Source organism: Streptomyces sp. WAC05374, assembly GCF_004353505.1.
GTDB lineage: Bacteria > Actinomycetota > Actinomycetes > Streptomycetales > Streptomycetaceae > Streptomyces.
The window spans coordinates 41,158-65,777 of the sequence record NZ_SMNQ01000022.1; the positions used below are offsets into that span (position 1 = coordinate 41,158).

At 72.4% G+C, this 24,620-nt stretch carries 21 protein-coding genes; 9 read left to right on the forward strand and 12 right to left on the reverse strand.

The genetic code is table 11. The features are described 5' to 3' along the window. The first annotated feature begins 156 nt into the window (after positions 1-156). Genes E2B92_RS28745 through E2B92_RS28755 form a run of 3 tightly spaced genes read left to right on the forward strand, consistent with a single transcriptional unit; the run spans position 157 to position 2,961 of the window. Complete coding sequence (locus E2B92_RS28745; RefSeq protein WP_126889185.1) at positions 157-984, forward strand: YndJ family protein; 828 nt, start codon at positions 157-159, stop codon at positions 982-984. Then, positions 981-1,544 carry a DUF1990 family protein gene (locus E2B92_RS28750; RefSeq protein ID WP_126889184.1) on the forward strand — a complete coding sequence of 188 codons (564 nt, stop codon included), beginning with the start codon at positions 981-983 and terminating at the stop codon, positions 1,542-1,544. The genes E2B92_RS28745 and E2B92_RS28750 overlap by 4 nt, the downstream gene beginning before the upstream one ends. Before the next feature lie 4 nt (positions 1,545-1,548). Further along, a complete protein-coding gene (locus E2B92_RS28755) occupies positions 1,549-2,961 on the forward strand; it encodes a lipase maturation factor family protein (RefSeq protein WP_126889183.1) in 1,413 nt (470 codons plus the stop codon). An 86-nt stretch (positions 2,962-3,047) separates the two neighbouring features. On the opposite strand, the gene E2B92_RS33105 is transcribed toward E2B92_RS28755, so the two are convergent. Continuing rightward, a complete protein-coding gene (locus tag E2B92_RS33105; RefSeq protein WP_185923797.1) occupies positions 3,048-3,218 on the reverse strand; it encodes a hypothetical protein in 171 nt (56 codons plus the stop codon). Positions 3,219-3,482: 264 nt separating this feature from the next. Beyond that, a complete protein-coding gene (locus E2B92_RS28760; protein WP_126889182.1) occupies positions 3,483-4,949 on the reverse strand; it encodes an SDR family NAD(P)-dependent oxidoreductase in 1,467 nt (488 codons plus the stop codon). Positions 4,950-5,161: 212 nt separating this feature from the next. Between E2B92_RS28760 and E2B92_RS28765 the strand changes: the two genes are divergently transcribed. Continuing rightward, positions 5,162-6,112, forward strand: coding sequence for a DMT family transporter (locus E2B92_RS28765; RefSeq protein WP_133087743.1), 951 nt, complete (start codon positions 5,162-5,164; stop codon positions 6,110-6,112). Here E2B92_RS28765 and E2B92_RS28770 read toward each other — a convergent pair. Further along, positions 5,993-7,258 carry a peptidoglycan DD-metalloendopeptidase family protein gene (locus E2B92_RS28770; RefSeq protein ID WP_126889499.1) on the reverse strand — a complete coding sequence of 422 codons (1,266 nt, stop codon included), beginning with the start codon at positions 7,256-7,258 and terminating at the stop codon, positions 5,993-5,995. The two genes, E2B92_RS28765 and E2B92_RS28770, sit on opposite strands and share 120 nt — an antisense overlap. A gap of 206 nt (positions 7,259-7,464) precedes the next feature. Between E2B92_RS28770 and gndA the strand changes: the two genes are divergently transcribed. Continuing rightward, positions 7,465-8,904 (forward strand): NADP-dependent phosphogluconate dehydrogenase, encoded by a 1,440-nt coding sequence (gene gndA / locus E2B92_RS28775; protein ID WP_126889498.1) that lies wholly within the window; start codon positions 7,465-7,467, stop codon positions 8,902-8,904. 263 nt (positions 8,905-9,167) lie between these two features. On the opposite strand, the gene E2B92_RS32765 is transcribed toward gndA, so the two are convergent. From E2B92_RS32765 to E2B92_RS28805, 6 genes are all read right to left on the reverse strand, one after another. Continuing rightward, a complete protein-coding gene (locus E2B92_RS32765; RefSeq protein ID WP_160159797.1) occupies positions 9,168-9,437 on the reverse strand; it encodes a hypothetical protein in 270 nt (89 codons plus the stop codon). A 125-nt stretch (positions 9,438-9,562) separates the two neighbouring features. Continuing rightward, positions 9,563-9,994, reverse strand: coding sequence for an aspartate 1-decarboxylase (panD, locus tag E2B92_RS28785; protein WP_126889088.1), 432 nt, complete (start codon positions 9,992-9,994; stop codon positions 9,563-9,565). Positions 9,995-10,343: 349 nt separating this feature from the next. Continuing rightward, a complete protein-coding gene (locus tag E2B92_RS28790; RefSeq protein ID WP_126889087.1) occupies positions 10,344-11,285 on the reverse strand; it encodes an amino acid ABC transporter permease in 942 nt (313 codons plus the stop codon). Then, positions 11,282-11,947, reverse strand: a complete 666-nt coding sequence (locus E2B92_RS28795; RefSeq protein WP_126889086.1) for an amino acid ABC transporter permease — start codon at positions 11,945-11,947, stop codon at positions 11,282-11,284. Before E2B92_RS28795 ends, E2B92_RS28790 begins: the two co-directional genes overlap by 4 nt. A 72-nt stretch (positions 11,948-12,019) precedes the next feature. Beyond that, positions 12,020-12,859, reverse strand: coding sequence for a glutamate ABC transporter substrate-binding protein (locus E2B92_RS28800; protein WP_126889085.1), 840 nt, complete (start codon positions 12,857-12,859; stop codon positions 12,020-12,022). Between the two features lie 71 nt (positions 12,860-12,930). Beyond that, positions 12,931-13,728 carry an amino acid ABC transporter ATP-binding protein gene (locus E2B92_RS28805; RefSeq protein WP_399432243.1) on the reverse strand — a complete coding sequence of 266 codons (798 nt, stop codon included), beginning with the start codon at positions 13,726-13,728 and terminating at the stop codon, positions 12,931-12,933. A 200-nt stretch (positions 13,729-13,928) separates the two neighbouring features. Here E2B92_RS28805 and E2B92_RS28810 point away from each other — a divergent pair, with 200 nt between their 5' ends. Next, entirely contained in the window at positions 13,929-15,356 is a 1,428-nt protein-coding gene (locus E2B92_RS28810; RefSeq protein ID WP_126889083.1) for a DEAD/DEAH box helicase, read from the forward strand. A gap of 145 nt (positions 15,357-15,501) precedes the next feature. On the opposite strand, the gene E2B92_RS28815 is transcribed toward E2B92_RS28810, so the two are convergent. Beyond that, positions 15,502-16,059 carry a DUF3291 domain-containing protein gene (locus tag E2B92_RS28815; RefSeq protein WP_126889082.1) on the reverse strand — a complete coding sequence of 186 codons (558 nt, stop codon included), beginning with the start codon at positions 16,057-16,059 and terminating at the stop codon, positions 15,502-15,504. Positions 16,060-16,503: 444 nt separating this feature from the next. Between E2B92_RS28815 and E2B92_RS28820 the strand changes: the two genes are divergently transcribed. After that, positions 16,504-16,998: a DUF485 domain-containing protein gene (locus E2B92_RS28820; RefSeq protein ID WP_133087744.1), complete on the forward strand. Its 495-nt coding sequence runs from the start codon at positions 16,504-16,506 to the stop codon at positions 16,996-16,998. Next, complete coding sequence (locus tag E2B92_RS28825; RefSeq protein ID WP_126888802.1) at positions 16,995-18,614, forward strand: sodium/solute symporter; 1,620 nt, start codon at positions 16,995-16,997, stop codon at positions 18,612-18,614. Before E2B92_RS28820 ends, E2B92_RS28825 begins: the two co-directional genes overlap by 4 nt. A gap of 46 nt (positions 18,615-18,660) precedes the next feature. On the opposite strand, the gene E2B92_RS28830 is transcribed toward E2B92_RS28825, so the two are convergent. Beyond that, positions 18,661-19,674, reverse strand: coding sequence for an SDR family oxidoreductase (locus E2B92_RS28830; RefSeq protein ID WP_126888803.1), 1,014 nt, complete (start codon positions 19,672-19,674; stop codon positions 18,661-18,663). A gap of 58 nt (positions 19,675-19,732) precedes the next feature. Continuing rightward, on the reverse strand, positions 19,733-20,026 hold the full coding sequence (locus tag E2B92_RS28835; protein WP_399432239.1) for a DUF6766 family protein: 294 nt from the start codon (positions 20,024-20,026) through the stop codon (positions 19,733-19,735). Between the two features lie 393 nt (positions 20,027-20,419). Between E2B92_RS28835 and E2B92_RS28840 the strand changes: the two genes are divergently transcribed. After that, complete coding sequence (locus E2B92_RS28840) at positions 20,420-24,619, forward strand: HPC2 multi-domain protein (RefSeq protein ID WP_185923760.1); 4,200 nt, start codon at positions 20,420-20,422, stop codon at positions 24,617-24,619. Position 24,620 lies beyond the last annotated feature (1 nt).

Below are 24,620 nucleotides of genomic sequence, written 5' to 3' on the forward strand. Positions count from 1 at the left end.
CCCTCGGCCGCCCGTACGGCCTGCCGGTGGTTCATGTCTGCCGGACGCCGGACCCGCCCGCAACCGGAGGACGGCCTCCCCGCACCCGCTTGAACGTGTTCAAAGAAGGCCCTAGGCTCAGCTTTGAACACGTTCAATGGAAGGGGGCGGGGCGGCGTGACCGTACTGGTCGGCCTGATCGTGACGCTCGGCATGCTGGGGATCGTCCCCGCCGGGCTCCGCCTCATGGAGGACCCGGGGCTGGACACCGTACGCCGCCTGTGGCCGCTGTTCGCCGTGCCGGGCGCCCTGTGCCTGTGGCTGCCGCGCGGTGCCCCCGCGACCGCGCTCGCCGCGGCCTACGCCCTGGGCACCGTCCTGCTCGCCCTGCACGCCCCGCGCCGGCTGCTGCGTACCCGGTCGGCGGCGCCCACCGAGATCGCCGCCCTGACCGCGCTGGTGAGCCCCTCGGTCGCCGCTCTCGCGCTGGTCGCCGAGCGGGCCGGGCACCGGCTGTCCGGCTTCGGGCTCGACATCCTGGCGCTCACCGTCCCGCACTTCCACTTCGCCGGCTTCGCCGCCGCCCTGGTGGCCGGACTGGTCTGCCGCGCGGTGGACCGCCCGGCGGCGCGGTGCGCCGCGCTCAGCGTGCCGCTGGGCACCCTGCTCGTCCTGCTGGGCTACTTCCTGGACGACTGGGCCGAGCCGGCGGGGGCGCTCGTCCTGACCGCCGGCATGTGGGCCGTGGCCTGGCTGACGTGGCACGACGTCGCCGCCGCACACCACGACCGGCCCACCCGCGCACTGCTCGCCGTCTCGGCCGCCGTCCTCGTGGCGACCATGCTGCCGGCCCTGAGCTGGGCGCTCGGCGAGGCGACCGGCCTGCCGCACCCGAACCTGACCTGGATGGCCGCCACCCACGGCCTCGGCAACGCCCTCGGCTTCGCACTGTGCTCGGTACTGGCCTGGCGACGCCTCACGCAGACCAAGGAGACCCCGGCATGACCCGCCTGATCCGCGCCCTCGGCGGCCGCACCCCCGCCCCCGGGTTCAACTACCCGGAGGTCGGCGCCACCGGAACCCGCCCGCTGCCGGCCGGCTACCACCATCTGCACCACGAGACCCTCATAGGGCACGGCCCGGACGTCTTCGCGGTGGCGGGCACGGCCGTCACCACCTGGGCGATGCACCGCGCCTCCGGCGCACGCGTCCGGGCCGGCTCCCCGCGCGCCGAACCGGGCACGGCGGTGGAGATCTCCCTCGGCGCCGGACCGCTGCGGATGAGCGCACCCTGCGAGGTGGTGTGGACGGCGTACGAGGAGGACCGCACCGGCTTCGCGTACGGCACCCTGACCGGGCACCCGGAGAGCGGTGAGGAGTCGTTCGTGGTGGACCTGCGGACCGACGGATCGGTCCGCTTCACGGTGACGGCCTTCAGCCTGCCCGCCCGCTGGGACACGCGGGCCGCCGGGCCCCTGGTCCCGCTGCTCCAGCGCGCCTACGCGCGACACCTGGGCCGTACGCTGCGAAAGATCGCCACGAGCCGAGGGGCCGTTCGATACTGATCCGGTGGAGTGGCTCTGGTTCACCTCGTCCGACTACTGGCTGAGCCGACTGGTCTTCCAGCGGGCCCTGGCCGGGATCTACCTGGTCGCGTTCTGCTGCGCCGCCCTCCAGTTCCGGGCGCTCATCGGCGAGCGCGGCATGCTGCCGGTCCCCGCCTTCCTGCGCCGCGTCCCGCCCCGGGTGGCGCCCAGCGTCTTCCACCTGCACTACTCGGACCGGTTCTTCGCGCTCTGCGCCTGGGCGGGGGCGGCGCTGGCGCTGGCGCTCGTCGCGGGCGCGGGCGACGCGGTGCCCCTGGCCGTGTCGATGCTGATGTGGGCGGTGCTGTGGGCGCTGTACCTGTCCATCGTCAACGTCGGACAGACCTGGTACGGCTTCGGCTGGGAATCCCTGCTCCTGGAGACGGGCTTCCTCGCCGTCTTCCTCGGCAACGAGGACACCGCCCCGCCGGTCCTGATCCTGTTCCTGCTGCGCTGGCTGCTGTTCCGGGTGGAGTTCGGCGCGGGCCTGATCAAGCTGCGCGGCGACGCCTGCTGGCGCGACCTCACGTGCCTGTACTACCACCACGAGACGCAGCCGATGCCCGGCCCGCTGAGCTGGTTCTTCCACCACCTGCCCCGGCCCCTGCACCGGGTGGAGACGGCCGCCAACCACGTGACGCAACTCGCCGTGCCCCTGCTGCTGTTCACCCCGCAGCCGGTGGCGAGCGCGGCGGCGGGCCTCATCGCCGTGACCCAGCTCTGGCTGGTGCTGTCGGGCAACTTCGCCTGGCTGAACTGGATCACCATCGTGCTCGCCCTGTCGGCCGTGGACGGCTCCCTCGTCGCCGACGCCCCCGCGCTGCCCCCTCCCCCGCTCTGGTACGGCGTCCTCGTCATCGCCGTCACCGCCCTCGTGGTGGTCCTCAGCCGGCACCCGGCCCGCAACCTGCTCTCCCGGCAGCAGGCCATGAACCGCTCCTTCGACCCGCTGCACCTGGTCAACACCTACGGGGCCTTCGGCACGGTCGGCCGGGTCCGGCACGAGATCGTCATCGAGGGCACCGACGAGCCGACCGTCCACCCCGGCACGGTGTGGCGGGAGTACGAGTTCAAGGGCAAGCCCGGCGACGTACGGCGGCTGCCGCGCCAGTTCGCGCCGTACCACCTGCGGCTGGACTGGCTGATGTGGTTCGCGGCACTGTCCCCCGCGTACGCGCACTCCTGGTTCGGGCCCTTCGTGGAGCGGCTGCTGGAAGGGGACCGCGACACGCTGCGGCTGCTGCGCCACAACCCCTTCCCCGACGCCCCGCCGGTGCGCGTCCGCGCCCGGCTGTACCGCTACCGCTTCACCACCCGGCGTGAGCTGCGGGAGACGGGCGCCTGGTGGCACCGGACCTACGTGCGGGAGTTCCTGCCGCCCACCCGCCTGTCCTGACGTGCCCCGGCCGGGGCACGCGCGTGCCCCCCGCCGGGGGCGGCGGGGGGCACGGGGCGCACGGTACGGACCGGCTCGCCGGCCGGTCAGTCGATGCCGGGCAGGATGTGCGGCTCTGCGAGGTCCTCCTCGTAGCCGGCCAGCCGGATCGGGGCCGAACGGGCCCACACTTCGAGGCTTCCCAGGGTGTCCGGCCCCGCGGATCGTTCGCCGATATCCGCCGGCCGCTGCTCCTGCTTCATGAGTTCTGGTGTCACCGCGCACTCCTTCGTGTCGCGAACCTATGAGGACATGTACTGCCGTTCGGTCGCGGTGGCGCCGGTACTCGGGCGGAAACGCGGCCTTGGTGGCAGGCCTGTCCCCGAGGCCCGCCTGAGGGGGTTTCGTGGATCCCTGGCGGCGAGCCGTTCGCTTCAGGTTAACCAAATGAGCACGCTTCCGCTCGATGGAACGCGTCACATGGTCGGGATCCGGACACGTTGCCCGCTTCCGGGCATCATGTCCGGGTCACCCCGGGGTGATCACCACTTGGAGGGGGCGTAGTCCTTGAGGAAGCAGCCGTACAGGTCCTCGCCCAGCTCGCCGCGGACGATCGGGTCGTAGACCCGGGCCGCGCCGTCGACGAGGTCGAGCGGGGCGTGGAAGCCCGCCTCGGCGAGCCGCATCTTGTCGGGGTGCGGGCGCTCGTCGGTGATCCAGCCGGTGTCGACCGCCGTCATCAGGATGCGGTCGGCCTCGAACATCTCCTGGGCGCTGGTGCGCGTGAGCATGTTGAGCGCGGCCTTGGCCATGTTGGTGTGCGGGTGCCCGGCGCCCTTGTAGCCGCGGCTGAAGACGCCCTCCATGGCGGAGACGTTCACCACGTACGTGCGCCGTGCCGACGACGCGGCCATCGACCGGCGGAGCCGGCTGATGAGGATGAACGGCGCGGTGGAGTTGCAGAGCTGGACTTCGAGAAGTTCGACCGGATCGACCTCGGAAACGGTCTGGATCCAACTGTTGGTGTCGTGCAGGTCCGGCACCAGTCCGCCCGCGTCGATCGCGGTGCCCGCCGCGATGCGCTCCAGGGAGGCGGAGCCGCTGACGAGGGCCAGGTCGGTGACGTCCTGGGCGGTCAGGCCGTCGCCGGTGCGGGGGGCGGGCAGGGCGGCCATCGTCTCCACGGCGCCGCTGCCGAAGGTGCCGATGACCTGGGCGGACGGCAGCTCGCCCGCGGGCAGCGGGGCCGACTCGGCGGCGACCAGCTCGCTGTACGCCTGCGGGGAGCGGCGCACGGTCTGGGCCGCGTTGTTGATCAGGATGTCCAGCGGGCCCTCGGCGGCCACCGAGTCGGCCAGGGCGACCACCTGCGCCGGGTCCCGCAGGTCAATGCCGACGATCTTGAGGCGGTGGATCCACTCGTCGCTGTCCGGCATCGCCTTGAAGCGGCGGATCGCGTCACCGGGGAAACGGGTGGTGATGGTGGTGTGGGCACCGTCACGCAGCAGCCGCAGCGCGATGTACATGCCGATCTTGGCGCGGCCGCCGGTGAGCAGGGCCCGCCGCCCGGTCAGGTCGGTGCGGGCGTCGCGCTTGGCCCGGTTCTCGGCGGCGCACTTCTGGCAGAGCTGGTGGTAGAACGCGTCGACCTCGACGTACCGCGTCTTGCAGATGTAGCAGGAGCGGGGGCGCCGGAGTATGCCCGCGATCTCGCCGACGACGGAGGAGGACGGCAGCAGGCCCTGCGTCTCGTCGTCGATCCGCTCGGCCGAGCCGGTCGCGGTGGCCTCGGTGACCGCCTTGTCGTGGGCGGTCTTCGCGGCCCGGCGCTCCTGGCGGCGGCGCTGCTTCACGGTGCGGTAGATGCCGGCCGTGGCACGGCGCACGGCGATGGCGTCCGGGTGGTCGACGTCCAGGGTGTCGAGCTCCTCGAGGACGCTCAGGCAGACGGCCAGACGCTCGGGGTCGATGCCCGGCCCGTACGCCTGGTTCTCTTCAGTCACCGTCATGGCCGCTGCCGTTCCTCGATCACTCGTATGCCACGTTTACTTTTCAAAGCTTTCAAAAGCAGAACTTTACGTCAGCGGGGGCCCCGGCCGCCAAACGCCCGCCCTGCGCCCGGTGCCCTCCGTGCGTCGTACTCCCGTACTCCGTCGGCAGTACGAGCGATTGCGTGCTCACGGACGATGACGGGGGCGGGCGCGGCGGAGATCGTTGACGCATGAGTCCCCTCGCGCTGTCCGTGCTGCTGTCGCTGGTCTCCGCGGTCGCCTACGCGGCCGGGGCGATCGTGCAGGAGCGCGTCGCCGCGGACGCCGTTCCCGCCGTGTCGAGCCCGGCCTGGTGGGTGGCCGTGCTGCTGAACGGCGTGGGCGGTGTGCTGCACGTCGTGGCGCTGGCGTACGGCCCGCTCAGCCTGGTGCAGCCGCTGGGCGCGCTGACGATCGTGTTCGCCCTGCCGATGGCGGCGCTGTTCGTCGGGCGGCGGGCGGGGGCCGCGGCCTGGCGGGGGGCGGTGATGGCGACGGCGGGGCTGGCCGGGCTGCTGGCGCTGACCGGGTCGGGTGACGGCCGGTCGCCGGACGGAGGCGCCCGGCCGCTGCTCGCGCTGGTGTGCGCCGGGGTGGTGGCCGCCCTGTGCCTGGTGGCGCGGGGCGTGCGCGGGGCGGTGGTGCGCGGGGTGCTCCTGGGGGCGGCGGCGGGCGTGGCGTTCGGGACCGCCTCGGTGCTCACCAAGGCGGTCGCGGAGGACGTCACGGCCGGGGCACCGCTCGGCCGGTGGCCGGACATGCTGGTGATCGCCGCGCTGGCGGCGGCCGGGCTGCTGCTGTCCCAGGCGTCCTACCGGGGCGCCGGGCTGGCGGCGCCCCTGGCGACCGTGACCGTCGTCAATCCGGTGGCGGCCGCGGCCATGGGCATCACGCTGTTCGGCGAGGGGTTCCGGTACGGGGTGACCGGCACCGTCCTGGCCCTGGGCTGCGGCGTGGTGGCGGCCGGCGGGCTGGTCCTGCTCACCGCCGTGCCGCCGTCGCGGGCGCCGTCCCGCCCGGTGTCAGAGCCGGACGCCGCCCGAGCGCAGGTAGGCGAGGGGGTCGATGTCGGAGCCGTACCCCGGCCCCGTACGCACCTCGAAGTGGAGGTGCGGCCCGGTGCTGTTGCCGGTCGACCCTGACCGGGCGATCCGCTGACCGCTGGTGACCCGCTGCCCTTCGCGCACGGTGAGCGCGGAGAGGTGGGCGTACTGGCTGTACTTGCCGTCCTCGTGGCGGATGACGACCTGGTACCCGTACGCGCCGCCCCAGCCGGCGGACACCACCCGGCCGGAGGCGACGGCCTTCACCGCCGTACCGGTGGGGACCGCGAAGTCGACGCCGGTGTGGTAGCCGCTGGACCAGGCGGAACCCGCCTTGCGGTAGGCGGTGCTGGGCCCGGCGTCGACGGGCGCGCTGAAGCCCACGGTCCGGGGCCTGGGGGCGGCCGGTTTCGCGGCCGGTTTCGCCGCCGGCCTGACGGCCGGTTTCGCCGCCGGTTTCGCGGCCGGTTTCGCGGCCGGTTTCGCGGCCGGGGGCCTGGCGGCGGCGGGCTTGGCGGTGGCGGGCTCGGTGGCCGGTTTCGCGGCGGGCCGTTTCGGGACGGCCGTGGCGGGTCCGGCGGCGGTCGCCGGCTTCGGGGCCGTCGTGCGCAGCGCCAGCTTCTGGCCCGGCATGATGAGGTCGGGGTCGCTGCCGATGACCGTGCGGTTGTCGGCGTACAGCCGCTGCCAGCCGCCTCTGACCTTCGCCGCCTCGGCGATGCCGGACAGGGAGTCGCCCCGCGCCACGGTGTAGCTCTCGCGCTTGCCGGGCACGGTGGTGGGGGTCGCGGGCGGGGTCTGGGCCCGGGACCTGGCGGGCGCCTTCGCCGCCGGCCGCCCCTGCGGCGCGATGTCGGGCGCGTCCCCGCCACGGGTGAGGCCCGCCTTGACCGAGCAGGTGGGCCAGGCGCGCGGGCCCTGTCCCTTGAGGACCTTCTCGGCGATGGCGATCTGCTGGTCCTTGGTGGCGAGGTCGGCGCGCGGGGCGTAGCGCGTACCGCCGTACGCCTCCCAGGTCGACTGGGTGAACTGGAGCCCGCCGTAGTAGCCGTTGCCCGAGTTGATCTGCCAGTCGTTCGTGGACTCGCAGGCCGCGACCTTCTCCCAGACGTCCACGGACGCGGCGTGCGCCTCACCCGCTCCTATCAGCGGCAGCGCCATCCCGGCGCCGCTCGCCGTGACGGTGAGCGATGCCCGGTTGATACGGCTGGGCTGATACCGGCGGTGTCGTCCGCGTACGGCCATGGGTCGGTCCCCCCTTGCACACGTCAGCAGGCGCCCAAGCTAAAGGCACCGGACAGGCGGTGACAAGGGGGCGCGTGGTCCGTCAAGTGCCCCCTTGAGCGGCCGGGTTGACGGCTGCCCGGTGAACGCCCTGCTCCCGGGCCGCGTATGGACGCGTACGCCCGCGTGCCCACACGCGGAACCCACCGGAAGCCAGGAGTTCACACATGAGTGGCACTGCCCAGATCGGCGTCACCGGGCTCGCGGTCATGGGCCGCAACCTCGCGCGCAACTTCGCCCGCGGCGGTCTCACGGTCGCCGTGCACAACCGGACGTACGCGAGGACGCGGGCGCTGGTCGAGCGGTTCGGGGACGAGGGCCGCTTCGTCGCGGCGGAGAGCGCCGAGGAGTTCGTCGCGGCGCTGGAACGGCCCCGCCGTCTGGTCGTCATGGTGCAGGCGGGCGAGCCGACGGACGCGGTGATCGACGAGTTCGCGCCGCTGCTGGAGTCGGGCGACGTGGTGGTCGACGGCGGCAACGCGCACTTCGCCGACACGCGGCGCCGCGAACGCCAACTCCGCAAGCGCGGGCTCCACTTCGTGGGAGCGGGCATCTCGGGCGGCGAGGAGGGCGCGCTGCACGGCCCGAGCATCATGCCGGGCGGATCACCCGAGTCGTACGCCGCCCTCGGCCCCCTCCTGGAGCGGATCGCGGCCAAGGCGCCGGACGGCACCCCCTGCGTGGCCCATGTCGGCCCCGACGGAGCGGGCCACTTCGTCAAGATGGTGCACAACGGCATCGAGTACGCCGACATGCAGCTCATCGCCGAGGCGTACCACCTGCTGCGCGAGGTGGCGGGCTACCCGCCGGCCCGGATCGCGGAGACCTTCCGCGCCTGGAACGCGGGGCGGCTGGACTCGTACCTGATGGAGATCACGGCGGAGGTGCTCGCGCACACGGACGCGGCGACCGGGGAGCCGTTCGTGGACGTCGTGGCCGACCGCGCCGGGCAGAAGGGCACGGGCCGGTGGACGGTCCAGCTCGCCCTGGACCTCGGCGTGCCGGTGCCGGGGATCGCGGAGGCGGTGTTCGCCCGGTCGCTGTCGGGCCACGCGGCGCTGCGCGAGGCGTCACGGGGGCTGCCGGGACCGGCGGTGAAGCCCCTCGACGAGTTCGAGGCGGCACGGTTCGCCGAGCAGGTGGAGCGGGCGCTGTACGCCTCGAAGATCGTCTCGTACACGCAGGGCTTCGACCAGATCCGCGCGGGCGGCGAGGCGTACGGGTGGGCGGTGGACCTCGGCGCGGTGGCGTCCCTGTGGCGGGCCGGCTGCATCATCCGGGCGGCCTTCCTCGACCGCATCCGGGGCGCCTACGCGGCACGGCCGGGCCTGGTGGGCCTGCTCGCCGACGAGGGCTTCGCGGCGGAGATCGGCGCCGCCCAGGACGACTGGCGCGCGGTGGTCGCGGCCGGCGCGCTGCGGGGCGTGCCGACGCCGGGGTTCTCGGCGGCGCTCTCCTACTACGACACGCTGCGCGCCCCCCGGCTGCCCGCCGCCCTCGTCCAGGGCCAGCGGGACTTCTTCGGCGCGCACACCTACCGCCGCACCGACCGGCCGGGCACCTTCCACACCCTCTGGGCGGACGGCCGCGGGGAGGTGGAGGTCTGAGGGGTGCCAGGGGTGGGGGCCGGGCCGTGGCTTGCGCGGCCGGGCGGCTCGCTTGACTCGGGTGGGTTGGGCGCGTGAGGGGGCCGGGGTCGGAGGGGGCCGGGGTGTGGCGTGCGCGGCCGGGGTGTGGCCTGGCTGGGCGGGTGGGCTGGGCACCGTGGGGCGGTGCCCGGTCGGGGTGGGGGCCGGGTTGTGGCTTGCGCGGCCGGGCGGCCCGGCGTCCGGCCTTGGGGGGCCGGGGCCGGGCGGTCCGACATGCGGCGTCAGCTCGCCGGGCCGGGTTCCGGTTCGGGGCCGGGGACCGGGTCGGGGCCGGGCGGCTTGGGCACCGGGTCCGGGGTGGGCCCGGGCGGGGGCGGCCCGGGGTGCGGGGGCGGCGTCGGGGTCGGTACCGGGCCGGGGGCGGGGCCCGGTTCGGGGCCCGGCGGGCCCGGCTGCGGCACGGGGGTCGGCGGCACCGGGTCCGGCGGGCCGGGCGGCGGCGTCGGCGCGGGCGGTACGGGGTCGGGCGGGTACGGGTTCGGGCTGGTCATGGCTCGCTCCCTGAACGGTTCTGCCGTGCGGGTTCCAGAATCTCCCGCTGCGCGTTCCCCCGCGCGGCGGGATCACTCGTCGGGGTACGCCGGCGGACCGGGGCGCCCACCCGGGCGCCCGCCGGTCAGGCGCGGGCGGCGGCCGGTACGGCGTGCGGGCTGCGCGCGGTGTCGCTGCCGGGAACGGGCGCGGAGGCGTCGGAGCCCAGCTCCACGATGCGGTTGGCCTCGTCGACGTGGACGACGCGCGGCACCAGCGAGCGGGCCTCGGCGTCGTCGACCTGGGCGTAACTGATCAGGATGACCAGGTCACCGGGGTGCACCAGGTGGGCGGCCGCGCCGTTGATGCCGATCACGCCGGAGCCGCGCTCGCCCTCGATGACGTACGTCTCCAGGCGCGCGCCGTTGTCGATGTCGACGATGTGCACGAGCTCACCCGGCAGCAGATCGGCCGCCTCCATCAGGTCGGCGTCGACGGTCACCGAACCCACGTAGTGGAGATCCGCCTGGGTCACGGTGGCGCGGTGGATCTTGGACTTGAACATGGTACGAAGCATCGAGGTACTCCCGGTAATCAGCTCCCTGCCTGCGTTTGTGCAGGTCAAGGGCGGTTTCCTTACCCTACAACGAGTCGTGTGCCCCGGGCGGCGCTCCCCGGGTTCCCCGGGTTGACGCCGACCGCGTGCCGACGTCGCCGGCGTACCGCCCGGCAGGATCGAGGGCGGTACGCGGCCGTCCGCCGCCCTGCCGCGACGACGATGCCAGCGTACGCAACGCGTGGTGGGGGTCCGCCGTGATCGCCGTCACTGTGGACGCGGTGGCGAGGCGCCCTGGAGCCGCTCTCCGGCCGCGGGCGGTCGCGGGGCGGCAGCCGGCCGTGCGGGGGCACCGCATCGGGCCGGCCCGTCAGCTCTCCTTCTTGTCCCGGGCGGTCCTGCCGCCCGGTTCGCCGGGCTCGTCGGGGTGGACGTGCTCGCCCGGTGTCGAGAGCTCCGCGACGGTGTCGGCGCCGACCACCGCGCCGGTGGACTTCTTGCCGCGGCGCAGTCTGCCCTCCAGCCACCCGGCGAAGGAGGTCAGCAGGAAGTTCAGGATGACGAAGATCACGGCCACGACGGTGAAGCTGGCGATGGTGTTCGCGCCGTAGTTGGCGCTCATGGGGCGCACCGACGCCAGCAGTTCGGAGAAGCCCAGCAGTGCGCCGCCCAGAGCCGTGTCCTTGACGATGACCACGAGCTGGCTGACGAGGGCCGGCAGCATCGCGGTGACGGACTGCGGCAGCAGGACGTAGGTCATCGTCTGGCCCTTGCGCATGCCGATCGCCTTGGCCGCGTCGGTCTGGCCGTGCGGCAGGGACAGGACGCCGGCCCGTACCACCTCGGCCAGGACCGAGGCGTTGTAGAGGACGAGGCCGGTGACCACGGCGTACAGGGGCCGGGTGTCGGGGCTGATGTCGGTGAACTCGGCGTACGCCGCGTTGGCGAAGAGCATCAGGATCAGTACCGGGATGGCGCGGAAGAACTCCACGACGGTCCCGCCGACGCCGCGTACCCACCAGTGGTCGGACAGCCGGGCCATGCCGAGGAGCGCGCCGAGGGGCAGGGCGATGACCATGGAGAGGGAGGCGGCGATCAGCGTGTTCTCGAGCCCCGGCAGGAGGAAGGTGCTCCAGGCCCGGCCGTCGGTGACGAACGGATCCCACTTGGCGCCCTCGAGCTGGCCCTTGTCGGCCAGGGCCTGCCACACCCACCAGATCAGCGCGGCGAGGGCGACGAGGAACAGCACGGTGTACAGGACGTTGCGCCGCCTGGCGCGGGGGCCGGGGGCGTCGTAGAGGACGGAGGTCATCGTTTCACCGCCACCTTCTTGCTCACCCAGCCGAGGAACAGCCCGGTCGGGAGGGTGAGACAGATGAACCCGAACGCGAAGATGGCGGAGATCAGGATGAGCTGGGCCTCGTTCTCGATCATCTCCCGCATCAGCAGCGCGGCTTCGGCGACGCCGATCGCGGAGGCCACCGTGGTGTTCTTGGTGAGGGCGATCAGCACGTTGGTCAGGGGGCCCACCACCGAGCGGAAGGCCTGGGGCAGGACGATCAGCCGCAGGGTCTGGGTGAAGGGCAGACCGATGGCGCGGGCCGCCTCCACCTGGCCGATGGCCACGGTGTTGATGCCGGAGCGCAGCGCCTCGCAGACGAACGCGGAGGTGTAGGCGATCAGGCCGAGCACCGCGAGCCGGAAGTTGATGGTCTTGAAGTCGTCCGCGCCGAGCGTCACGTTGAGCGTCTGGAAGAGCCCCAGGGACGTGAAGACGATGATCACCGTCAGAGGGATGTTCCGCACGATGTTGACGTACGCGGCGCCGAAGCCCCGCATCAGGGGCACGGGGCTGACCCGCATCGCGGCCAGCACGGTCCCCCAGATCAGGGAGCCGATGGCCGAATAGACGGTGAGCTGCACCGTCACCCAGAAGGCGCCCAGCAGGTCGTAGCCCTCAAGAAAGTCGAACACGATGTCCCGCCCTTCCCGTGCGGGTACGGCTCGGCGCGCCGCCGGCAGGGGCGGCGCGCCGGACCGGTCCGTTCACTGGACGATGTTGCCGATCTTCGGGGCGGGTTCGTTCTTGTAGTTCGCCGGGCCGAAGTTCTTCTTCACCGCCTCGTCCCAGGAACCGTCCGAGACCATCTTCTCGAGTGCGGAGTTGATCTTGGCCTTGAGGTCGCTGCCCTTCTGGACACCGATGCCGTAGTTCTCGTTGCTGAGCTTGAAGCCGCCGAGCTTGAACTTGCCCTGGTGCTCCGGCTGCGACGCGTAACCGGCGAGGATCGAGTCATCGGTGGTCAGTGCGTCCACGGCCCTGTTCTCCAGACCGGTCAGGCACTCGGAGTAGCCGCCGTACTCCTGGAGCTGGGCCCTCGGGGCGATCCGGTCCTTGACGTTCTGCGCGGACGTGGACCCGGTGACCGAGCAGAGCTTCTTGTCGTTCAGGTCCTCGGGCTTCTTGATGGAGTTGTCGTCCGCCCTGACGAGGACGTCCTGGTGCGCCAGCAGGTAGGGGCCGGCGAAGTCGACCTTCTTCTGACGCTCGTCATTGATCGAGTAGGAGGCCGCGATGAAGTCGACGTCGCCGCGCTGGAGGAGCGTCTCGCGGTCGGCGCTCTTGGCTTCCTTCCACTCGATGTCGCCGGGCTCGTAGCCGAGCTCCTTGGCCACGTACGTCGCCACGTCGACGTCGAAGCCCGTGTACTTGCCGTCCGGCGTCTTCAGGCCGATGCCCGGCTGGTCGAACTTGATGCCGACGGTGACCTTGTCACCGCCGTCACCGGAACCGCCCCCGCCGTCGTCGGAGCCGCAGGCGGCGGCGGTGAGTGACAGCGCGACCGCGGCGGCGGCCGCGACGGCGGTGGCCTTCAGAGGTTTCATGGTGATCATCCCTGCGGATTACTGTGGGGGGAGGGGAATTGCGGGGCCGGGCCGGTTCCTCACCGGCCGGCTCAGTGGTGGAGGATCTTCGACAGGAAGTCCTTGGCGCGGTCGGTCCGCGGGTTGCTGAAGAACTGGTCGGGCGTCGTCTCCTCCACGATCCTGCCGTCCGCCATGAACACCACGCGGTTGGCGGCCGAACGGGCGAAGCCCATCTCATGGGTGACGACGGCCATCGTCATGCCCTCGCGGGCGAGCTGCTGCATGACCTCCAGCACCTCGTTGATCATCTCGGGGTCGAGGGCCGAGGTCGGCTCGTCGAAGAGCATGATCTTGGGTTCCATGGCCAGCGCGCGGGCGATGGCCACGCGCTGCTGCTGGCCGCCGGAGAGCTGTGCGGGGTACTTGTCCGCCTGGGTGGCCACACCGACCCGGTCGAGCAGGGCGCGCGCCCGTTCCTCGGCCACCCGCTTGTCCTTCTTGCGGACCTTGATCTGTCCGAGTGTCACGTTCTGGAGCACGGTCTTGTGCGCGAAGAGGTTGAACGACTGGAAGACCATCCCCACGTCGGCCCGGAGCGCGGCCAGCTCACGGCCCTCGGCGGGCAGCGGCTTGCCGTCGATGGCGATCTCGCCCGAGTCGATCGTCTCCAGCCGGTTGATGGCCCGGCACAGGGTGGACTTGCCGCCACCGGACGGCCCGATGACGACGACGACCTCGCCGCGGTCGATGCTCAGGTTGATGTCCTTCAGCACGTGCAGCGCGCCGAAGTGCTTGTTGACGTTGCTCAGCACCACCAGGGCGCCGTGCGTGTCCACCGTGTCATGTGTATTGGCCACTGCTGCTCCCTCATCGGCTTCATCCTCCATCCGCCTCCCGCCCGCCGCACGCCGAGACCGCGCCGGGAGGGACGGGCGGTGGCGGACCGGCCGGGAGCCCCGCCGCCGCCGTGACCGGGCCGGACACGGGCGCGCTGGTACATTGGGGGCACGCTTCGACACCGCCGGGGCCCGTACCGAGGGGTACGGGCCCCGGCGCGTTCCGGGCGCCCGACCGAGGAGAGTTCCCCATGAACGCGAAGCCGCCCGTGCCCGGACACGCCCGTGCCGGTAAGCCCCAGGAGCCGACCGCCGCCGCGCGGGGCGACCTGCCGGCGCCGGGCACGGTGGTTCCGGGCCGGCAGCCGGCCGAGTCCTTCGAGGCGCTCGGGCTGCCGCCGAAGCTGCTGGAGACGATGACCCGTCTCGGGGTGACGGAGCCCTTCCCTATCCAGGCCGCCACCCTGCCCGACGCGCTGGCCGGCCGGGACGTCCTCGGCCGCGCGCGGACCGGGTCCGGCAAGACGCTCGCCTTCGGTCTGGCGCTGCTCGTCCGGACGGCGGGCCTTCGGGCGGAGCCGAAACGGCCGCTCGGCCTGGTGCTGGTGCCGACGCGGGAGCTCGCGCAGCAGGTGGGCGACGCGCTGGCGCCGTACGCGCGGGCCCTGGGCGTACGGATGGCGACGGCGGTCGGCGGGCTGTCGATCAACCGGCAGGTGGCGGAACTGCGGACCGGTGCCGAGGTCGTCGTGGCGACGCCGGGGCGGCTGGCCGACCTGCTGTCGCGCCGGGACTGCCACCTGAACCAGGTGCGGATCACCGTCCTGGACGAGGCGGACCAGATGTGCGACCTGGGGTTCCTGCCGCAGGTCTCGGAGATCCTGGGCCAGGTCCGCCCGGACGGGCAGCGGCTGCTGTTCTCGGCCACGCTCGACCGTGACGTCGACGAGCTGGTACGGGGCCACCTGCACGACCCGGTGCTCGTCTCGGTCGACCGGGTGGCGAGCCCGGTCGACACGGTCGAGCACCATGTGCTGAACGTCCACGCCGCCGACAAGTACGCCACCGGCACGGAGATCGCCGCGCGGGACGGCCGGGTGCTGATGTTCCTGGACACCAAGGCCGGCGTGGACCAGTTCACGCGCCACCTCCGGGCCGTCGGCGTGCAGGCCGCCGCCCTGCACAGCGGGAAGTCGCAGCCGCAGCGCACGCACACGCTCGCCCGGTTCAAGGAGGGCGAGATCACCGTGCTGGTGGCCACCAACGTCGCGGCGCGGGGCATCCACATCGACGCGCTCGACCTCGTCGTCAACGTCGATCCGCCGGCCGAGGCCAAGGACTACCTCCACCGGGGCGGGCGCACCGCGCGCGCCGGGGCGTCCGGGAAGGTGGTCACCCTGGTCACCCCGGGTCAGCGGCGCGAGGTGAACCGGATGATGTCCGAGGCCGGCATCCGGCCCACGGTCACGCAGGTGCGTTCCGGCGAGCAGAGCCTGACCGCCATCACCGGGGCGAAGCGTCCGCCGACGCCCTCCGGTGAGCGGACCGGCAACGGCAACGCGCCCTTCCGCGGCCTCGGCACCCGTCCGGGCCGCCCCGCGAAGGAGTCCCGTAAGGCCACCGAGGCCCGCAGGATCGCCGAGGCCCGCGCGGCCGCCCGGGTACGCAAGGGACGCTGACCCGGGCGGGCCGGGGTGCCTGCCGCACGGGACGCTGACCCCGGGCGGGCCGGGTGCCTGCCGCACGGGACGCTGACCCGGGCGGGCCGGGTGCCTGCCGCACGGGACGCTGACCCGGGCGGGCCGGGGTGCCGGCCGGGGCGGGTCAGCGGCCCCCGTCGCTCGCCGGCCCGATGCCCTTGATCGTGGTCGGGGTTCCGTCCGGGGCGAACGGGTGGCGGAAGGTGAAGGCGTGCGGCGCGGAGCCGTGGTCGCGGAGGTTCTCCAGCCGGGAAACGCCCTCCTGCCAGGTGGGTATCACGCCGTCGGACACCCACCAGAACACGTGGTTCGGGTGTTCCGTCCGCTCGAACCAGTCGTACCGCCTGTTCAGCGCCTCCCGGTGGAGACCGGTGTAAATGGCGTCGAAGGCGGGGCGCAGGCCGGTCCAGAGCGAGAGGGACGCGGCCAGGGCGGTCGTTTCCACCGTACGGCCCTTGGTGTACCAGGCCGGTACGGCGAATTCACCCCATGCGCCCCAGTCCAGATCGAAGTGCGAGCCCGCCTCGCCGTCTGCCGCTTCGGCGTGAGCGAGGTACCCGGGGTGCCGGCTGATCCTCTGGTAGATGGCCTCGCCGCTGTCGTGGAACGCGCGCGTGAGAGGTGCGGGATCGGCGAGAGGTGACTTCAGGACGCCGAACGTGTACAGCGCGAGATGGGGCATGCGTCTCTCCCTGGGGGGTGTCGTGGGGACCCGGTGCGGGCCTGCGGGCGACGGCTCTTGGGCGTGACCGACCGGCCCCGTCGCGGGTGGTTCGGCCCGGAGCAACTCCGGTGCGACCGTGGGCGATCGCCGGAGACCCGGTGAAGGTAGCCGCCTTCGCGGGCGCTGTCGAAGTTGCGTTTTCCCTGTTCGGATGGCCTTTCGCACCGGTCATCGCGGGGCCTGGGCGGGACACGTCGCGAGCCTGGACGCAAGGGGTGGGCGGGATCGCGTACGGGCGGTACGGCGCGGACCGCCGGCCCGGCGTCGGGCACGAGAAGTGACCCGTTCGCCGGTCCGGTCGGTGGAACACCCCTTACGTCACCGCTCTACCCGTGAGTAACATGCGCGCACCACCCGGCCCCCATCCGCCCGCTGCCCCCAACGGCGGCTAGGAGCACGTCCATGTCCCATCAGCACCCCTTCCCGGACCCCCCTCCGTACCGCCACCCGGACGAGGTGGCCCGCTCCTTCTGGGACGCACCCGCGCCGCAGCATCCGGAACCCCGCGAGCCCCGCCGCCCCCACGGCGACCTGGACGCGCTCCGTTCCGGATACCGCAGGCTGCGCCGCGTCTCGACGCTCACCGCCCTCGGGTACTTCACCCTCTTCCTCCTCCTGGCGGCCTTCGCGCCCGGGCTCATGACCAGCGAGATCTCCGGCGGCCTCAACGTCGGTCTGCTGCTCGGGCTCGGCCAGTTGCCCGTGGCACTCGCCGCCATCGCGCTGTACGAGCGCATCGCCCGCCACCGCCTCGACCCGGTCGCGGCGGCCGTCCGGGAGCAGCACCCCTGGCAGTCGGCGGCCGAGACGCGCGGCCCCGCGGCCCGTGGCGGTCACCCCGGCGGGCAGGAGCAGTGGCCGTGGGCGAGCGGCCGCGCCGGAGGTGGCCGGTCATGATCGAGTTCGGCCCCGACGCCCAGACCATGTCGCTGGTGGCCTTCATCGCGGTCATCACCGTCACCCTGCTGGTGTGCGTGATGACCGGGCCCGCCCACGGCGACCTGGACGAGTTCTACACCGGCTACCGGTCGCTGTCGCCCGTACAGAGCGGCCTTGCCATCGCCGGCGACTACATCTCCGCCGGCACCGTGCTCGGCACCGTCGGCATCATCGCGCTCCTCGGCTTCGACGGGATCACGCTCACGCTGAGCACCGTGCTCTCACTGGTCCTGCTGATGTTCCTGCTCGCCGAACCGCTGCGCAACACCGGCCGGTTCACCACGGGCGACGTCCTCACGCGACGTACCCCCGGCCCGGCCGTACGCGTCACCGCGGCCCTGGTCACCCTCACCGCGCTGCTCCCGCTGGTCGTCTTCCAGCTCGCCGGCGCGGGTGACCTGCTCGCCGTGGTCCTCGGCTTCCACGCCGACGGTTTCAAGACCGGGGCGATCGTGTTCCTCGGTGTGCTGATGATCGCGTACGCGGCGATCGGCGGGATGAAGGGCACCGCGTTCATCCAGATCGTCAAGACCGTCGTCCTGCTCGGCGCCTCCACCGCGATCGCGCTGCTCGTGCTGGACCGGTTCGACTTCAGTCTGCCGGTGCTGCTGGACGCCGCCAAGGACGGGAGCGGGGCGGGAGACGCGTACCTCGCCTCGGGGCTCCAGTTCGCGGGCGACGACATCGACATGATCGGGACGCAGATGACGGTCGTGCTGGGCGCGGCGGTGCTGCCGCACATCACGATGCGCATGTTCAGCTCGCGCAGTGCGGCGGCCGTGCGGCGCTCGATGTCCTGGGCCGTGTCGACCGTCGTCGTCACCTGCCTGCTGCTCGCGCTGATCGGCCTCGGCGCGGCCGCGATCGTCGGCCACAAGGGGCTCGTCGCGGGGGATCCGCAGGCCCAGACCGCGTTGCTGATGGTCAGCCAGGCCGTGATGGGGACGGACCCCTCCACGGTCGAGACCCTGCTGTTCACGGCGGTGACCACGGCCGTCTTCCTCACCCTGCTGGCCTCGGTGGCCGGGATCACCCTCGCCTGTGCCAACACACTGGCGCACGACCTCATCGCGCACGGAGCGCGCAGGAACCCTCTGAAACGCTCCACGGAGATGGCCCTGGCCCGGGCCGCCACCGTCGGCGTCGGACTCGCGGCGATCGCCATCGCGGCCGGCGCGCGGCATCTGAACCTCCAGGCCCTGCTGACCCTGTCCTTCTGCGTCGGCGCCTCCGCGATCGCCCCGGCGCTGGTCTACAGCCTCTTCTGGCGCCGCTACACCCGCACGGGACTGCTCGCCACCCTCATCGTGGGCACCGCCGCCACCCTGCTCCTGATGAGCGGCAGCAACCTGGTGTCCGGGTCACCGCAGTCGATGTTCCCGGAGCGGGACGCCAACTGGTTCCCGTTCACGACGAGCGGCATCGTCTCCGTCCCGCTCGGCTTCCTGGCCGGCTGGCTCGGCACGATCCTCGGCGAGGGCCGCGACACGGCGGGCGGCCATCGCCGGTACGAGGAGGTGGAACCGACGATCCTGGCCGGCGCGCCCACCCCGACGACCGGCGACGCCCCCTGAGGCCCGGCCCGTGGCGGGTCGCGGCCCCGCCACGGCACCGGAGGTACTAGTACGGAACGCCGGCCAGGGGTGTCCCGGCCGCGCCCTGTGCGCGCACCCGCCGTGCGACGCCCGCCACCGCACCGGCCATCAGCATGGCGGCGGTCAGCCGGCGCATCGCGGTACGGCGCCGGCCGCCCCATCCGCCGTGCGCGGCGCCCGTACCCGGCGCCGGGACGTGGAGGTTGCCGTGTCCCGCGGGGGCGGACTCCTTGCGGGACAGGTGCGCCCTGTCCACCTGGCGGGCCATCATCCGCTCCGCCAGACCCGGCACGATCCTGGACTCCAGCACCATGGAACGGCCCGTGGGCCCCACCACGACCTCCCGCCGGGGCGACCGCACCAGGTCCACGATGGTCCGGGCGACCCGCTCGGGGCTGTACACCGGGGGCATCGCCAGCGGCTTGCGGCCCGTGTAGTTCGCGGCGTGCTCGAACAGCGGGGTGTCGATGGTGGCCGGCAGCACCGTGCACACGTGCACGCCCTTCGCCCTGTCCAGCCGCAGCTCCTGGCGCAGGCTGGCGCTCAGCGCCCGGACGGCGTACTTGGACATGCCGTAGGCGTGGGTGTACGGCTGGCTCACCACGCCCACGACGGACGACACGTTGATCAGCGTGCCGCTGCCCTGCTCGCGCATCACCCGCAGGGCGGCGCGGGCTCCGTGCACGTACCCCATGACGTTGACGTCCAGGACCTTGCGGAAGTCCTCCATCGGGACCTGTTGGAAGGGACCGAACACGGTGACGGCGGCGCAGTTGACCCACACGTCGACGCGGCCGAAGCGCCCCACCGCGCGCCGGGCGAGGTCGTCGACCGCCCCGGCGTCCGTGACGTCGGTCGGCACGACGAGGGCCTGCGCGCCGCGGTGCCGTTCGCACTCCCGCGCCACGGCCGCCAGGGCCTCCGCCCGCCGCGCCGCCAGGACCACACGGCCCCCCTTGCGGGCGAACGCCAGGGCGGTCGACCGCCCGATGCCGCTGGACGCGCCGGTGATCACGACCACGGAACCCCGCACACGCATGGATGACCCTTTCCTCGCATATTGTCCGATACATCACTTAAGCATCGACCCCGGGCCTTCACCTGTCGGCGAGCACCTGTGGGGTGGGGGCCGCTTCAGCCCCGCCGAGCGAGCGGGAGTAGACGGCACCCCGCCAGTCCGTGGCCGCGGCCCAGCGCGGGGACTCCCGCCCGGCGCGCACGCCCGTCATCTGCTCCTCGTCGGACTCGGTGCCCGCCTTGTCGAGCTCCTTGGACTCCGGTGAACCGCGTTGCGGCAGCCAGACGGTGGCGAACACGTAGAGGAAGAACTGCAGGCCTGCCCGGCCGACTGCTCCAGTTCCTCCTTGCTGGAGGGCGCGAGAGCGGCGCACAGCCGCCCGTACCGTCCGGCGTCCAGGGCCTGCTCGAACCGGGTGACTTCCTCGCCGACGCGCTCACGCCGCTCGGGCGGCGATCCGCATCCCACCACGAGCACCGCCACCACCACCGCCGTGATGCCCGGCCCGGACCACCGTCGTGACATCCCGCCTCCCGCGCGGCCCCGGGCCGGCGCCCGGCCGCCCGGCCGTCCCTGTGCACAGCGGCTAACCGCTCGTCGCGCATCCACCCGTCCGGTTCCGGCCGGGGCCACGGCGACGGCGGAGACGCCGCGGGGACACCGGGGTGACGCGGCCGTCACGGCCGTCTTGGCACACTGCGCCGGAGTGTCCCTGGAGCACCGGCTCCTGTCGCCACCGACGTGCTGTGGGGAGGGATTCCGTCCGATGCCAGCGCCGAAGGCTCTCGCGGTGCGGCCGGCGGCGTCGACGGCGGTGACCGCGCCGGCGAAGCAGCGGCCGGAGACGACCGGTTCCGCCCGGCCCCCGGCGGGTCACTCCAACGCGGCGGTGACCGCCGCGCTCGCGGGAAGAGGGGCACCGGCGGCACCGCCCTTCCCCGCCCGGCTCACGCCCACCGCCCAGGACATGGTCGGCAACGGCGCCGTCGCGGCGGCCGGCCGTGGCGGCCCCGGGACAGCCCCGCAGGCGCCGGCCGCGGAGAGCGAGGCGCCGGCGCCCGCCGGAGGGGACCGGAAGGCGAAGGCGCGGCCCGGCCCGGAGGCCGACCCGAAGTTCGCGGCGCTGAAGAAGGACGTACGGAACAAGAAGCGGGCACTGGCGTCCTCGCATCCCCCGCCGCGTACCGAGGCGGTGGCGGCGCAGGACGCCGCACTGCCGCCCAAGGACGACGAGGTGGCGCAGGGCAAGACCGCCAACGCCGAGAAGATGAACGAGGCCGAGCCGAAAGCGTTCGACAAGGACGCGTTCATCAGGGCGGTCGAGAAGGCGATCGCGGACAAGGCCCCGAAGAACCTCGACGAGGCGGACAAGTTCGCCGGCTCCGGCAAGGCGGACGAGGTCCGGGCGGAGGTGCACGGCAGGGTCGGCGAGGGCAAGTCGGACTCGGCGGAGCAGATCGCCACCACGACCGCCGCCCCGCCGGACACGTCGGCGGCCGCGCCCAAGAAGGTCGTGCCGATGAGCCCGGACCGGCCGCCGGGCGCCCCGGGCGCGCCCAACCCCGCGCACGCCGTGCCGGACAAGCTGCCGGCGTCGGCCACCGACATGTCGGCCGGGCCGGCCGACGTCGAGCGCCGGATGTCGGACGCGCAGGTCACCGAGGGCCAGTTGCAGAAGTCCAACGAACCGGCGTTCACCAAGGCGCTCGGCGAGAAGAAGGCCGCCGAGCGGCACTCCGGCACCGCGCCCGGACAGTTGCGCAAGCACGAGGCCGCGGAACTGCGCGCCTCCACCGCGCAGGCGAAGCGGCTCGGCACCGCCGCCATGGGCGCGATGGGCGCGCAGCGGACGCGCACCGGGCAGCAGGTCGACACGGGCAAGAAGGGCACCAAGAGCCGGGACGAGGAGAAGCGGGCCCAGGTCACGGCGGTCCTGCAAGGCGTCTTCGACACGATGAAGAAGGACGTCGAGGCGATCCTGGAGGGCCTGGACAAGCTGGTCGACGACCAGTTCGGCCGGGGTGAGAAGGCGGCCAGGGACGCGTTCACCGCCGAACACCGGCGGAAGATGGACGAGTACAAGGACCGCCGGTACTCGGGCGCGACGGGCAAACTGCGCTGGGTGCGGGACCTGTTCGCGGGGCTGCCCGCCGAGGCCGACAGGATCTTCGAAGAAGCGCGCGACAACTACGTACGCCGCATGCGGCAGGTGATCTCCGACGTCGCCGACACCATCGGGGCGGAGCTGAACCGGGCCAAGCGGCGCATCGCCCAGGGCCGGGCCGAGATGCGGGACGCGGTACGCAAGCTTCCGGCCGACCTGCGGAGCATCGGGCAGCAGGCGGCGGCCGAGTTCACGGACAAGTTCGACGAGCTGACCCAGGCCGTGGACGACAAGGGCACGCAGCTCGTCGACACCCTGGCCACCAAGTACACCGAGGCGCTCAAGTCGGTCGACGACGAGATCGCCGCGGAGAAGGAGAAGAACAGGGGGCTGGTCGCCAAGGCCGTGGACGCGGTCAAGGCCGTCATCAACACGATCCTGGAGCTGAAGCGGCTGCTGCTGGCGGTCCTCGCGAAGGCCGCCCAAGCGGTCATGCTGATCCTCAAGGACCCGATCGGCTTCCTGCGCAACCTGGTCTCGGCCGTCGGCGCCGGTCTGCGGCTGTTCCTCCAGAACCTCGGCCGCCACCTCCAGCAGGGCATCCTGTCGTGGCTGCTGGGCAGGACGGCCGAGGCGGGCCTGGAACTGCCCGCGAAGTTCGACACCCAGGGCGTGGTGAAGATGCTCGGCGGGCTGCTCGGCCTGTCGTGGCAGAACATCCGTGCCCGCATCACCCGCAAGGTCCCCGAACCGGCCGTCGCGGCGGCCGAGACGGGGGTGCCCCTGCTCGCCGACGTCCGCAAGCGGGGCGTCACGGCGATGTGGGACGACCTCAGGACACGCGTCGGCGACCTGCGGAAGAAGCTGCTCGACGACGTCATCGCCTATGTCACGCCGACGATCGTGGTCGCCGGCATCACGTGGGTGATCTCGCTGCTCAACCCGGCGTCGGCGTTCGTGCGGGCGGTGAAGCTGATCATCGACTTCATCCGGTTCATCGTCACCCAGGCCCGCCAGATCTTCGACTTCGTCAACGCGGTCCTCGACGCGGTCATCGCCATCGCACGCGGCGGCAGCGGCGGCGTCCCCGCCCTGATCGAACGCGCCCTGGCCCGTTCCATCCCCGTCCTGCTGGGCGTCCTCGCGGCCATCCTGGGCGTCGGCGGCATCGCCGGCCGGGTCCGCCAGATCGTCCAGCGCCTGTCCGCCCCGGTCAACCGGGCGGTGGACTGGGTCATCGACAAGATCGTCGGCCTGGTGAAGAAGCTGTGGGCGAAGCTGAAGCCGAAGCCGGGCAAGAAGAAGCCCACGCCGAAGCCCGTGCCGAAGCGCCGCCCGGACCGGAAGCGGCCGGGCGGGCCGCGCCGGCGGAAGCGCCCGGACCAACGGAGGCGTCCAGACCAGCGGCGACGGCCGGACCGGCGGAAGCCTCAGCGGAAGGACCGTCGCGACCCGAACAAGAAGCGGACCGACAAGCGGTCCGAGGCGGAGAAGAGGGCCGCACTTGACGCCGCCCTCCGCGAGGCGAACCAACTCATCGGCGAGGACTCCGCGACCGTACGGTCCGTCCGGCAAGGACTCCCCGCGATCAAGCGTCAGCACCGGCTGACCTCGATACGCCTCGTCAAGTCCGGTGAGCTCTACCATCTCAGACTGACCATCAACCCGGGTGCCGACTCCGATCCGGCTGCTCTGGATCTCCGGCTCGTCGAAGCCGCGAAGAAGTACGTGAAGGAGGTCCACGAGCACTGGTGGTCGCAGATCCTCAGCAAGGCGAAGCTCGGTTCTGCGGGCACGGCGGTGTGGAACCGCTCCGTTCTGAACAACACCGAATCCGCGGCGCTGAAGTACATCGAGGCGCAGGACGTAGCCGCGTTCAGGAGAGCTCATCCGCGCGCGGCAGCCGACAAGGACACCGTCAAGAGCTACCTGTTCGGGAAGACCGCCCCCACCCGCCACCCGTTCCTCGACAAACTCGGCGGCCAAGAGGGTGCGTTGGGGAAGCTCAAATCCGCCGGGAAGGCAGCAGCCGCGGGCGACGAGAAGACGGTGGAGATCATCGATGAGATGGCGTTCTTCGCCGACCGCCCGAGCTACGGTCGCTGGGACCCGTTCCCCGGCCGGGAAGCCGATGCCGACCAGGAACTGAGAGCAGCGGTCAACGCGAAGGGTCTGCGCGCGTTCCTGGAGGCCATGGTCCGGGCGGGTCAGGCCGGCACGATCACCTGGGCGAGGTTCCGTGACCTCTGGGACAACGACACCCCCAGCCGCGAGTTCGTCAAGAGCCGCTTCCGCGACCTCGATGACGGAAAGCACGAGTGGATTCCCACGGATCACCTGCTGGAGGTGGTCGAGTCCGCGATCGACCACCACAAGAAGGGTGACCTCGAGAAGGGCCTGGACTGGCTGCGTCTGCAGGATGCCCTGCGGTCACCGACGAATCACGTCATCTGGCGTGTTCTGGACCCCGAGGGTCTTCTCTCGCTGGGGGCCCACGTCGGTACCTTCTACACGAGGGAACGCAAGTCCACTCTCACCAATGGCACCAAGGAGTTCCACGACGGTCTCCGCAACCTGTACATGCAGAACAAGTCGGGCACGGCGCGGGCGTTCGTGGACCTGCTGCTCGGCATCCTGGACAGCGACGCGACGGCCGGTGTGGCCGGGTTCAAACTCGTCTGGAGCGGCGATCTCGGAGGCGTCCCGACCGCCGTACTCAACCAGCCGATCAACGCGCTCTTCCGCGTGCAAGCGGGCTCATTCCTGGAACTCACCCTGGCGGAACTCGGTACCCGGCAGAAGGCGGCCTTCGAAGCCGTACGGAATGATTTCCGGAGCGCCAAAGCCGCACTCAAGCGATGAC